The sequence below is a fragment of the Rhizobium anhuiense genome, assembly GCF_003985145.1.
GTDB classification, from domain to species: Bacteria; Pseudomonadota; Alphaproteobacteria; order Rhizobiales; family Rhizobiaceae; genus Rhizobium; species Rhizobium anhuiense.
Map to the genome: position 1 here is coordinate 213,642 of NZ_ML133526.1, position 12,384 is coordinate 226,025.

9 protein-coding genes are annotated in these 12,384 nt (G+C 61.3%); 7 read left to right on the plus strand and 2 right to left on the minus strand.

Annotation, left to right across the window (positions count from 1 at the left end):
• Positions 1-22: 22 nt before the first annotated feature.
• A complete protein-coding gene (locus EEQ99_RS17890) occupies positions 23-3,049 on the minus strand; it encodes an alpha-mannosidase (RefSeq protein WP_097543308.1) in 3,027 nt (1,008 codons plus the stop codon).
• A 219-nt stretch (positions 3,050-3,268) separates the two neighbouring features.
• On the opposite strand from EEQ99_RS17890, the gene EEQ99_RS17895 reads away from it, so the two are divergent.
• Entirely contained in the window at positions 3,269-4,408 is a 1,140-nt protein-coding gene (locus EEQ99_RS17895) for an ROK family transcriptional regulator (protein WP_047616687.1), read from the plus strand.
• A gap of 8 nt (positions 4,409-4,416) precedes the next feature.
• On the opposite strand, the gene EEQ99_RS17900 is transcribed toward EEQ99_RS17895, so the two are convergent.
• Positions 4,417-5,463, minus strand: a complete 1,047-nt coding sequence (locus EEQ99_RS17900) for a Gfo/Idh/MocA family protein (RefSeq protein ID WP_127430838.1) — start codon at positions 5,461-5,463, stop codon at positions 4,417-4,419.
• Positions 5,464-5,857: 394 nt separating this feature from the next.
• Here EEQ99_RS17900 and EEQ99_RS17905 point away from each other — a divergent pair, with 394 nt between their 5' ends.
• The 6 genes from EEQ99_RS17905 to EEQ99_RS17930 all read left to right on the plus strand — a co-directional run bounded on the left by EEQ99_RS17905 (position 5,858) and on the right by EEQ99_RS17930 (position 12,277).
• Positions 5,858-7,156 (plus strand): extracellular solute-binding protein, encoded by a 1,299-nt coding sequence (locus EEQ99_RS17905; protein ID WP_127430839.1) that lies wholly within the window; start codon positions 5,858-5,860, stop codon positions 7,154-7,156.
• A gap of 85 nt (positions 7,157-7,241) precedes the next feature.
• Positions 7,242-8,171: a carbohydrate ABC transporter permease gene (locus tag EEQ99_RS17910; protein ID WP_047616681.1), complete on the plus strand. Its 930-nt coding sequence runs from the start codon at positions 7,242-7,244 to the stop codon at positions 8,169-8,171.
• Positions 8,168-9,010, plus strand: coding sequence for a carbohydrate ABC transporter permease (locus EEQ99_RS17915; protein ID WP_127430840.1), 843 nt, complete (start codon positions 8,168-8,170; stop codon positions 9,008-9,010). The genes EEQ99_RS17910 and EEQ99_RS17915 overlap by 4 nt, the downstream gene beginning before the upstream one ends.
• A gap of 41 nt (positions 9,011-9,051) precedes the next feature.
• Complete coding sequence (locus tag EEQ99_RS17920; protein ID WP_047616977.1) at positions 9,052-10,290, plus strand: ROK family transcriptional regulator; 1,239 nt, start codon at positions 9,052-9,054, stop codon at positions 10,288-10,290.
• 48 nt (positions 10,291-10,338) lie between these two features.
• A complete protein-coding gene (locus EEQ99_RS17925) occupies positions 10,339-11,193 on the plus strand; it encodes a sugar phosphate isomerase/epimerase family protein (RefSeq protein WP_127430841.1) in 855 nt (284 codons plus the stop codon).
• Positions 11,194-11,215: 22 nt separating this feature from the next.
• The gene (locus EEQ99_RS17930) at positions 11,216-12,277 is read left to right on the plus strand and encodes an ABC transporter ATP-binding protein (protein ID WP_127430842.1); all 1,062 of its coding nucleotides are present in this window, start codon (positions 11,216-11,218) and stop codon (positions 12,275-12,277) included.
• Positions 12,278-12,384 lie beyond the last annotated feature (107 nt).

The window sequence follows — 12,384 nt, forward strand, 5'->3', positions numbered from 1 at the left end:
GTGATCTCCCAGGCAAGCGGCGTCAGGCTTTTTGCAGCCTCCAGGTCCTGACTTCGAACGGCATGATGTCGGCAGGTCCAATCCGCTCCATCGGCTCTTCGAGAATGTTCAGCGGCTGCGATGCCGCCCATCCGGAAGGCAGGCCGAGGGAGAGCCGGCCGCGCCGGCCGGCCGGTTCATAGAGGCGCAGGATGAGGCCATCGCCTTCTTCCGCCGGCTTCAAGCCCGAAAAAGCGACGGGTGTGCCGTTGACGGTAAGCGGCGCGAAAGTGCCGGCGGAGAGGCCGTTGGCTTCGGCCGCGACGAGCGGCTGATTGAGATCGATCGCCTCGTCGAGAACACCGCCTTCATGCCAGGCACCCTCATGCGGCATCAGCGCATAGGTAAAGCTCTGCTCACCTTCATCGGCCAGCGGATCCGGATAGATCGGCCCGCGCACCAGGCTCATGCCGATCACATTGCCGCGGGCGCTATGGCCATATTTGGCATTGTTGAGCAGCGCGACGCCGAAGCCCGGCTCGCTGATATCGACGAAGCGATGGGCGACAGCCTCGAACATCGCCTGTTCCCAGGAGGTGTTCGTATGGGTTGCCCGCTCGACGACGCCGAAAGCGCATTCGAACGTCGCCTTCCGGGCCTGGACGGCGACCGGGTTCAGCGTACGCAGAAGGGTGCGGCGGTCGTGCCAGTCGATCGTCGTTTCGATGTCGAGCCGCCGGGCGTTGGCCGTCAGCACATAGGTCTGCGTGACGCTTGAATTCCGGTAGCGGTAAATGACGCGGATCGCTGCGCGGTGCGGGCCTTCTTCGACGAGGGCGATGCTCTCCGGCGCATCGAGGCGAATGGCCTTTTCGGCATAATCGGCATCGATGTCCCAGGCGTCCCAATTGCGCGGCTTGTCGGCCGGATAGACCCAGAGCTGATTTGCCGAGCCGTCGATCGCTTCCCGGCCCGTTGCCTTGTGGATGAGACTGACAACCGCGCCGTCCCCGCCGATGGCGACGGAGATGTGGTCGTTTTCGAGACGGTCGGAGCCTGCCCTCAGCCCGCCCGCCGGCTTGAGCGCACGCTTGTCGAAGACCGCGACGGACAAGGGGGCGACGAGATCGGCGGCCGCGACGACCGTGCCATCGGAGAGCGTTGTGCTGAGCGGCCTGGCCGCAAGAGACGGATTGACGACGACGAGGGCGTCTCCAACCCCGCCCTTCGGCAGATTGGCCGACAGCGCCTGCAATGACTTTGCCTGCTCGGCTTTGGCATGGTCGATGACCCCACCCAGTTCCTGCTCGGCATCCTGATAGACCTCACGGATGCTCGAGCCCGGCAGAATGTCGTGAAATTCGTTCTTCAACACCACGCGCCAATCGGCTTCGAGGCTTTGGGGCCTGCCTGCTCCGAGCATATGCGCCAGCGAAGCGATGGTTTCCGCGGTGATCAGCGCACGTTCGGCCTGGCGATGCTTGCGCTTGACGCCGCTTTGCGACGTCAGCGTGGCGCGGTGCAGTTCGAGATAGATTTCACCGTCCCACACGGGAAGGGTCTTTTCCCCAGCAGTGCGGTGCGCCTGCTCGTAATAGCTTTTGACGGTGCCCCAGCGTGCCTGCGGGATCGCCGGGAAATCGCGCAGCTGCACTTCGCGCTCGACCATTTCCGGCGTGACGCCGCCGCCGCCGTCGCCGTAGCCGACGGCCAGAAGCGACGTATGGTGCTGCGTCTTGCCGCGGAAATTCTTCCATGTCGGCACGAAGCAATCGGGCTGCACGAAGCCGTTGTAACCCTGCATCGGATTGTCGAACGTATGGGTCAGCACCCGGCTGCCGTCGAGCCCCTTCCACCAGAAGAGATCGGAGGGAATATGGTTGGTCTCGCTCCAATTGACCTTGATCGTGAAGAAGCTGTCGATGCCGCCCTGTCTCAGGATCTGCGGCAGCGCGCCGGAGAAGCCGAAGCAATCCGGCAACCAGCAAACCGTATGGCGCGTGCCGAAGGTCTTCTCGAAATAACGCTGGCCGTAGAGAACCTGACGGGCGAGACTTTCACCGGTCGGCATGTTCGTATCGGGTTCCACCCACATGCCGCCGACGGTTTCCCACTTACCTTCGGCGACCTTCTGCTTGATGCGCTCGAGAAGGTCCGGGTCTTCCTCCTCCATCTGCGCGTAATAATGGGCGGTCGATTGATTGAAACGAAAATCATCGGAGCGCTCCATCAGCGACAGCGCCGTATTGAAGGTGCGTCGCATTTTCCGCCGCGTCTCGCGATAGGGCCAGAGCCAGGCGAGATCGATATGCGCATGCCCCGTGAGCAGCAGTTCTCCATTCGGCGGAAAGCGCTTCTGCAGCTCCTTCAGCCGCGCCGTCAGAGCCTCGAAGGCCGTAGCTGCCGAAGCGCTTTGCTCGTCCGTGAGGCCCGCCGGATTAGCTTCAAGCTCCGGCAGTTCCCAGATTTTCTGCTGCATGACCGCGCCTGACGTGCGGGAGATGTAAGCCGCCGTATCCGACGGCCAGTCGAGGCTGCGCAGCGCATGTTCGGCGGCATCCATCAGATGCGGCACGACTTCATGCTCGCCGAGCGCCTCGATCGCCTCGGCAACCTGCTTCAACAGAAGATGCAGACGGTGAGCGGGACCGTCGAGCCAGATAAACCGGGCCTTGTTGAGCCGCGGTGCGCGATTGGGCTCGCCGAACGGAAAACGGGCGACGGTTTCCGTTGCGATTGAAAAGCGGCGGCCCTTCAGCGGGAATTCCTGATGATAGGGATCGAGACCGAATGTTTCCGTCTCGCCGTCGGGATAGCTCAGCGTAATCAGGCTCTCGCCACCGAGATCGAGCTGCAGGCGAATACCGTCGAGAGGCCACGCTTCGGGTGCCTCGGCGGTTGCAGCAAAATGCACCACCCCCTGGCGGTGCGGCCAATCCTGGTGATGTGCGATCGGCTCGCCCTCGAAGGTCCAGCCGTCGATCGCAGCACTGTGTCGATCCCGCCAATGAGCGAGCTCGGCAATGCGGACTTTCAGACGATCGAGACGCTGGGCAATGGTCAGAGGCATGGCTTATCCTATTGAAAATCGACGGCGACAATCCGTGGTCATAGTTTTGGGAGATGAAGATGGTGCGACCGGCATCGCGATTTGCCCGGTCTCCTCCTCCAAGCAATTCCGAGAGCTTTAGATTAAGTAACTTTGATTTCCCGTCAAGCCCGTAAGAAATTCATTGCGGTGGACGCAGGCGTGATACACAAGCGTCTTGTAGCTCTAAGGACGGCGACCATGCGGTATCTTCGATCAGGGCCGCGTCGGCTTCAAACCCAGGACACGGGCGCCCCGCGTGCCAAAACAGTCGGTCTGCGATCCGGTGAAATCGCCGATCGAAACATTCGCGTCATCCTGGAAGCCATCCGCCGCCATGGTCCGCTGACGCGAATGGAGCTTGGCCGCCATTGCGGCCTGACCGGCCCGGGCATTACCAATATTCTCCGCCGATTGGCCGAGGAGAAGCTCGTCACCTCCAACCGCCGCAACGGCTCGGGCGGCGGTGCGACGGCGACCGAATTTGCCCTGCGCCCGGAAGGCGCTTTCTCGATCGGCGTCAAGCTTCGCCAGAGGCGCGGCGAGATGGTGCTCATCGATCTCAGCGGCCAGGTGCATGACCGGGTCTATTTCGGCCTGGAGCCAGCAGACAAGGTCAAGCTGGTGCACGCGGCCGTCAGGGACATGGTCGATCGCCACGCGATGTTGCCGATCATCGGCCTAGGCATCGCCGCCAACGACTGGACGGACGAACAAAGCGATCAAATCGCCGCCATGTCGACGATTGCGCGTCCCTATGTCGAGAACGAATGCACGGCGAGCCTTCTCGCCGAACGCACGATCGGCAGCTCCGCCAGGGAAGGCGGACTGGCGATGATCATCATCGATGACGACATCCAGGCCGGTTTTCTCATCCGCGGCATTCCTTATTCCGGCGTGCATGGCAGGGCGGGCAGCATCGGCGAAATGTTGACCGGCCCGGACAATGTTCAGCTGAACACCGTCGTCGGTTTCGAGTCACTGCGATCGCGGATCGGCGACCAGGACTTCACCCGCCTGCTGAAGGGCGAGGAAATCTCCTCGCCATCGCTGTCGCAATGGATACGGGAGGCCGCCGGCCATCTGCTCGATCCGATCATCGCCATGGCCGGCTTCCTTGCCCCGAGCGTCGTCATGATCGGCAGCGATCTGCCGCAGGGCGTGATCGAAGCGCTGATCCATCAGCTTTCGATCGAGCGCCGCGACACCTCCACGAGACCGTTGCTGACACCCTGGATTTCGCCGATGAAACCGGCGAGCTTCAGCGGCGGCGGCGTTGCGCTGGGGGCTGCCCTCCTGCCCTTCCTCAACACTTTACTGCTGCCGCCGGCTTCCGCTTGAGAGCCGGCTCAGCCGAGCGCTTCATCGGTGTGGCTAAGATCGGAGGCCAGCGCCTTATCCAGGACTTTCTGGATATTGGCGGCGCGGCGGAAGGACGGTTCCTGCGTCCTGCCCGCCCGCACGGCTTGGACGAAACGCTGGTAATTCGTCTCGACCGGATCGAACGGCACGTCGCGCCAGGTCGCCGTGTGCACGTCTTCGCCGAGGCAGGCGCGAAGCGTCGACTTTCCGGTATCGTAAATCATCTCGATCGAGCCGGTTTCGCCATAGACCCGGAGACGCAGCTGATCCATCTGTCCGGCCGCCGTGCGCGTCGCCTGGATCGTCCCGATCGCGCCATTGGCGAAATCGACATTCATCGTGAAGCTGTCATTGGCATCTAGATCATATTCGCCGATCTTGTGCCCCGGCGCCTTGTCGAAGGTTTTCAGCCGCGCGAAGACATGGGCAACGTCGAGGCCGGAACCGTAGGAGGCGAAATCGACGATATGGATGCCGATATCGCCGAGCGCGCCGTTCGATCCATGCTTCTTGCTCAGCCGCCACAGCCATTTGCTTTCGCTCTTCCAATCGCCCCAGTGACGGCCGACCAGCCAGCTTTGCAGATGGGACGCCTCGACGTGGCGCACGTCTCCTATTTCGCCGGCGAGCACCATCTGCCGGCCTTTCTGGAGGGCGGGCGAGTTGCGATAGGTGAAATTGACCATGCCGACCTTGCCCGATCGTTCGATCGCCTCGGTCATCTCCATGGCCTTGACCGCATCGGTGGCGAGCGGTTTTTCGCAGAAGACATGCTTGCCGGCGGCGATCGCCTGAAGCGTCGTCGGGTGGTGGATGCTATCAGGCGTGACGTTCGCCACCGCATCGAACTCGCCCCAGGCGAGCGCCTCTCCGAGAGACGTGAAATGGTTGGCGATGCCATGTTCGGTGCAGAAGGCCGCGAGCCTTTCCGGGACGACGTCGACGCCGCCCAGGACGCTGACGCCTTCGATCGCCTTGAAGTTGGCGGCATGCTGGTTGGCCATGCCGCCGGTACCGAGAATGAGTAAACGCATCTTATCCTCCCTTGGCGCGTCCTATCGGACGCGGGTGTGTCAGAGCTGATTCCGGCAGCGCAGCCGGACAAAATCGCACTCCTGCCATCGCGGCCATCCGCGGTCGCCTCGTCCTCTTCTTCAGGAAAATTTCGGTTGATGCCCCACGCGCCCGACAACACGCTCCATCGCTTTAATGGCGCGGATCCTTTTCCAGAAATCGATCTCGATTTTCGGAAATTATGCGCTAGCTGCTGTTGATTGTCGCCAGCATCTCAACCTCCCAGGCTCTGGCCTTCCAAGCTGTGGCTTGACATCAAATCAAAGTAACTTAATCTAATTAATGCAGCACGGAATTGAGGAGAGGTCAACCGACCGCCAGGCTGTATTCGTTCAAATGGGGAGGAGACCCATCATGAAGAGCGCCACCGTCAGCGCATTTGCGCTGAGCACAATGTTATTTTCAGCATCCACGTCATTTGCCCAGGAACTTGCCACCAAGGACAGGATCGGCCTTGCCGATGCGCCAAAATCCCTCGTCGTCCGCCTGACGAACGATAGTCCGAACAATTCGGATCCGGCCATCGCCGAGGGCTATCAGCAGCTCTTCGTCGATTTCATCAAGAAGCATCCCGACTGGAAATTGCAGATGCAGTTCATGTCGTCGGATATCGGCACGGAACAGGCCAAGATGCTGGAGCAGGCCAAGGCCGGCAACGCGCCCGACTGCGCCGCGGTCGACTCCTTCGTGCTCTCGCAGTTCATGGTCAATCACGTGCTGGCGGACTTCACGCCGTATTTTTCGAAGGAGGAAGTGGACGACCTCTTCCCCTTCATCCGCAGCGGCATCACCGATAAGGACCAGACGGTCCGCGCGTGGTGGTGGGATACCGATCTTCGTGTGCTCTACCGCAACAAGTCGATTGTATCAGATGCGCCGCAGACCTGGGACGACCTGAAAAAGGCTGCGCTCGCCTCCACCAAGGAAGGCATGGAAGGCGTTCTGTTCAACGGCGGACGCTGGGAAGGTACGACCTTTGACTGGCTGGCGAACTATTGGGCGCTGGGCGGCAAGCTCGTCGACGATAGCGGCAAGCCTGTGTTCGGCGAAGGCGAGAACAAGGAGAAATTCCTGAAGGCGCTGAATTATTTCAAGGATCTCGTCGATTCCGGCGCCGCGCCCAAACGCGTCACCACGATCGCGAATTATGACGACATGAATGCTGCGGCGGCAGCGGGAACGACGGCACTCTTCATCGGCGGCAACTGGCAATATGCGCAGCTGAAGACGACGCTTGAAGAAGACGAGTTCAAGAATTGGACCTTCTCACCGATCCCCGGCCCCGCGGCCGATCAACTCTCGACCGGCACGGGCGGCTGGACGATCGCCTCCTTCAGCAAGGACAAGGACAAGATCGAGATGTGCGCAAACCTTGCACGCGAGGTCTATATGGGGCCGGCAAATGCGCTGCAGCAGCAGCTGCCGACCAGAAAGTCGCTCTTCGACAAGTATGAGGTCTTCTCCACCGAAGCCAACAAGACCTTCGCCAAGGCTCTGGTCGACGGCCAGGCGCGCCCCGGCGTACCGATCTATCCCGAGATCTCCAACCAGATCCAGATCATGATGGGCGACGTGCTCTCGGGGACCAAGACACCGGAAGACGCCTTAAATGCCGCCTTCAACGCCGCATTGGAGGCCTACAAGCGGCTGTAGTGCCGGGCGTCCGTGACGCTTCCAATCGCGACGGCGCCTGCTCTCAGGCGCCGTCGACATTGCCAACCCCGGACAGAGAGGCCCAATGAGCCCCATTGCCATCGAGGCTGACAGCCCGCCTCAAAGCAGAACGTTCATGCGTCGTTTCGCCGGCGCGCCCCTGCCCTGGATCATGCCCGTGATCGTCGTCATCGGCATCTTCTACCTCTATCCCGTCATCGACGTTTTCCGACTCTCCTTCACCAATGCGACGCTGATCGGCGACAATCAGGAATATACGCTTGGGTCGATCACCAATGCGCTGAGCTCGCCGCAACTGCCCGACATTCTCTGGGCAACCCTGATCTTCGTCGGCGGCAGCGTGATCGGCCAGCAGATCCTGGGCCTGGCGGTCGCCGTCACGGTCATTCGCGGCGAAAAGCGCGGCCTGTTCGGCACCACCATCCTGAGGACGACAGCGCTCGTCGCCTGGGTCGTGCCGGGCATTGCCGGCGGCATCATCTGGCAGATGCTCTTTTCCGAAGCGCCTTACGGCGCGCTGAACAGCATATTGCGGCTGATGCATCTGCCTGTTGTCGCCTGGCTTTCCGATCCGGCCATGGCGCCATGGTCGACGCTGATATCGAACATCTGGCGCGGCACGGCCTTTTCGATGGTCGTCATGTATGCGGCACTGAAGGCGATCGATCCCTCGCTCTACGAAGCGGCGGAGGTGGACGGCGCAACCGCATCGCAGCAGTTCTTCTTCGTCACGCTTCCGCAGCTGCGCGCCGCAATCCTCGTCAACATGATCCTCATCACCATCCAGACCGTGAATACTTTCGATGCGATCATCACGCTGACGGGCGGCGGACCGGGGCGCGCGACCGAGGTGATCTCGCTCTACGTCTTCAATATCGTCTTCAGAAACTACGACCTCTCCGGCGGCAGCGTGCTTTCCGTGCTTATGTTGATCATCAGCCTCGGACTTGCCTTCGTCTACGCGTCATTCCTGCCGAAGGAGGAAGAGCAATGAGCGGACGGACAGGAACGCGGCTCGGCGATTTCTTCAGCTATCTGTTCATGCTGGCGATGTTCGTATTCTTCGCCGGCCCCCTCACCTATCTCCTGTCGATGGCGATGCGTGACAAGCGCGAGATCTATCGCGGCGTGGCGCGGTATATTCCGAACAATCCCACCATCGACAATTTCATCACCGTTCTGAACAACAGCTATTTTCCGGTCTATCTCTGGAACGGCCTCAAGCTTGCGGCCTTGAGCGGCTTCGGCGTGCTGATCGTCGCATTGCCCGCAGCCTACGCCTTTTCCCGGTTTCAATTCCGCGGCAAAGGCCTGTCGATGATGGCGCTGCTTCTCTTCCAGATGATCTCGCCGCTTGTCATCATGGTGCCACTCTACCGCTACATGAACCGGCTCGGTCTGCTGGATACGCATTTTGCCGTCGTCATGGTCTATATCGCGCTCGGCGTTCCGCTGGCGACCTGGCTTTTGAAGAGCACGGTCGACGGCATCCCGCGCAGCCTCGACGAAGCGGCCATGATCGACGGCTGCAACCGGTTTTCGGTATTCTGGCGCATCATCCTGCCATTGTCGGCGCCGGGCATTGCCTCGGTCTTCATCATCACGGTGATTGCCGGCTGGTCGCAATTCCTGGTGCCTTTCCTGCTGCTCACGAAAAATGACCTGATGCCGATCGGCGTCGGAATCTTTAACTTCCGCGGCATGCAAACCGACTCGTCCATTCAACTGCTTGCCGCCGCCTGCCTGATCTCGGTCGTTCCGGCGATCGTGGCCTTTCTGTCGCTGCAGCGGCTGATCCTCGGCGCGATGACCAGCGGCGCCGTCAAGGGATGAGGGTCGGTTCGGTCTCCATGCGCGATGAAGGATTTGACCCGATGAACCAGACACTCGGCGCCAGGCTGTCCCCGGATCTGACCGGCGCCAATGTCGAAGATGCAGGCGAGCATAACAGGGCGGTCGTCCTGCGCTGCATCCATCGCCAGGCGCCGATTTCGCGCGCCGAAATCGCCAGGCGGACGGGTTTTACCAAACCGGCGATCGCCCGGATCGTCGATCGCCTGCTGGACGAAGGCCTGATCATGGAAGCCCGCCGGCGACACGGGCTGCGGGGCCAGCCGGCGATCGAACTCGAGATCAATCCGGATGCCTGTTTTGCGATCGGCATCAACATCGATCGCGACCATCTGACGATCCTGGCCGTCGATGCCGTCGGCAATGTCCGTGCCCGCGTGCATCACGAAAAGCGCTTCATCCTGCCGGCGGAATTCCTGCAGCTCACCGCCGATGCGATTTCGCATTTCCAGCGCAGCCGCCTGATCGACGACGCGCGCCTGGCCGGTATCGGTCTCGCCATGCCGGATTGGCTCGGCGAGATTTCGCTCCTCGGCAAGCCCGACACCTATCAGGAATGGACTTCATTCGATGTGCGCGCTGCTTTGGAGAACCTGACGCAGCATCCTGTCTTCATCGAAAACGAAGCCAATGCCGCGGCCCTTGCCGAACTCGATTACGGATTGGGTGCCGAAAGCAGCAGCTTCTTCTACATCGCCATCAATGCCTGCCCGGGCGGAGGCCTGGTGCTTGACGGCAACGGTCATCGCGGCGCCATGGGCCTCAGCGGCGAGATCGGCTGGCTCCCAATTGCCGATGACCGGGACGAGAAGGCACACAAGGTCCAGCTTCTCGGCGAGATATTCTCGCTGTTTTTCCTCTATGATTTTCTTGCCCGGCACGGCGTCGAGGTCAGCGTTCCCCACGATCTGCTGACGCTGGATGCACAGGGCAGGCGCCTGGTTTCACAGTGGCTGAAGGAAATGAGCGCGCATCTGGCCGTCGCCGTCAAGCATATCGGCATGATCGTCGATCCCGATGCCGTCCTTGTCGGCGGCCGGCTGCCGATCCGTATCGTCGACGAGCTGCTTCGGTATGTGCACGAGCATCTCGACGCCGAGGACACCAACCTCCCCTCGCTTCACCGTGCCTCGCTCGGAGAGGATGCTTCGGCCATGGGGGCGGCGGTCATGCCGATGGCGGCGGCCCTGATGCTCGCATCGGCCGATGCTGCTCAACGCACACGTTCGCCACTCAAGAATATGGATCGCCTGAACAATTGAAACGGCCAGCTAGGCCCCAGGGATTTTGGTGAAGATCGGAGAACTTTGGTGAAGATCGGCTTTTACACCTCGACATTCAATGATCGTCCCCTGGAGGAAGTGGTGGAATTCGCCGCGTCGGCCGGTTTCGACGCAATCGAGATCGATGTCGGCGGCCATATCAAGACACCCGATCAGGTGACGGGCGCCGTCGCGCTTGCACGCGGCCCCGGCCTCTTCGTGTCGTCGATCACCTATTTCGGCAACCAGCTCGATGCCGACCCGACAAGACGCCAGGAACTTCGAGCAAAGACCGCCGAATTTGCCAGTGCGATTGGAGAAGCGGACGTTCCGATCTTCGTGATCTTCCCGGGCCGGGACGACACGGCCAGCGACGAAGCCAATTATGATGACTTCGCCGAATTCGCAAACCGGCTGATTGCGCAGACGCAATCGAGCGGCCTCACCTTCGCGATCGAGAACTGGCCGGGTCCGAAGGACAATTTCATCGGCACGACACCGAAAGGGTGGCAGGAGCTTTTTCGGCGGATCGACAATCCCCGCTTCGGCCTGGAATTCGATCCCTCGCACCTCATCCGCATCGGCGTCGATCCCTATCAGGCGATGGAGGCGGTGAAGGACCGCATTGCCATCCTTCATGCCAAGGACACGGCCATCGATCCGGAGATACTGCAGGCTGTCGGCTATCACGGCAAAGGCTGGTGGCAATACAAGCTGCCCGGGCTCGGCCTCATCGATTGGCCGAGGTTCCTGCGCCAGGCGCGTGGCTCCGGCTTCGATGGCACGCTGTCCATAGAACACGAGGATGCCGCCTATGGCTGGCCAGGCAAGGACTTAGCCGCGCGAAAAGAGGGCGAGCGCTTCGGGCTCGATTATTTGAGAAATGTCCTGAACGGACTTTGACGGCAATTTCTGGAGGACTGTTATGGCCCATGTTTCGGTCAACAATGCGCGCAAGGACTACGGTGCGTTCAAAGCCATCAAAGGCGTATCGGTCGACATCGGCGACGGCGAGTTCGTCGTGCTGGTCGGCCCGTCGGGCTGCGGCAAATCCACGCTTCTGCGAATGATCGCAGGTCTCGAGGGCATCACTTCAGGGCAGATTCAGATCGGCAAGCATATCGTCAACGAGCTTGCGCCCAAGGATCGGGATATCGCCATGGTGTTCCAGAATTACGCGCTCTACCCGCACATGACCGTCGCGAAGAACATGGGCTTTTCGTTGCGGCTGAAACGAATGCCAAGGACGGAGATCGACCAGCGGGTCGGCAATGCCGCCAAGATCCTCGGTCTCGAGAGCCTTCTGGAAAGATATCCGAAACAGCTGTCCGGCGGCCAGAGGCAGCGGGTGGCGATGGGGCGGGCAATCGTGCGGGATCCGGCCGTCTTCCTGTTCGACGAGCCTTTGTCGAACCTCGACGCCAAACTCAGGGTGCAGATGCGCTCGGAGATCAAGGAACTGCATCAACGGCTGCAGACGACGACCATCTATGTCACCCATGATCAGATCGAAGCCATGACCATGGCCGACAAGATCGTCGTCATGAAGGATGGGCTGATCGAGCAGTCAGGCTCTCCGCTGGAATTGTACGATCGTCCGAACAACCTTTTCGTTGCCGGCTTCATCGGCTCCCCGGCGATGAATTTCATCGCGGGCAAGATGACGGAAGACGGGTTTCGAACTGCCGACGGCCTGCTGCTGCCGAGCGAGCGACGTCCGCCCGCAGCCGTGACCTACGGCATTCGTCCCGAGCATATCCAGTTGGACCCCGGCGGGATCGAGGTCACGACGGTGGTCGTCGAGCCTACGGGTTCTGAGACGCTGGTCATCGTCCGGCTGGGAACGCAGACGCTGACCTGCGTCTTCCGGGAACGGATCAGGGCGGCACCCGGCGAGGTGCTGAGGATTGCGCCGATCCACGATGCGGTTCACTTGTTCGCCGCAGACGAACAGCGGATCACGTCAGGCGAAGCCGCGCTGAACTGACCCGGCCGATTGCCCCCTCCCCTTCGGCCGGGCTTCGGTCGGGGGGGGGGGGGGGGGGGCCCCCCCCCCCCCCACGCGCCCGCAGCGGAGGGCGGGGGTGGGGGGGG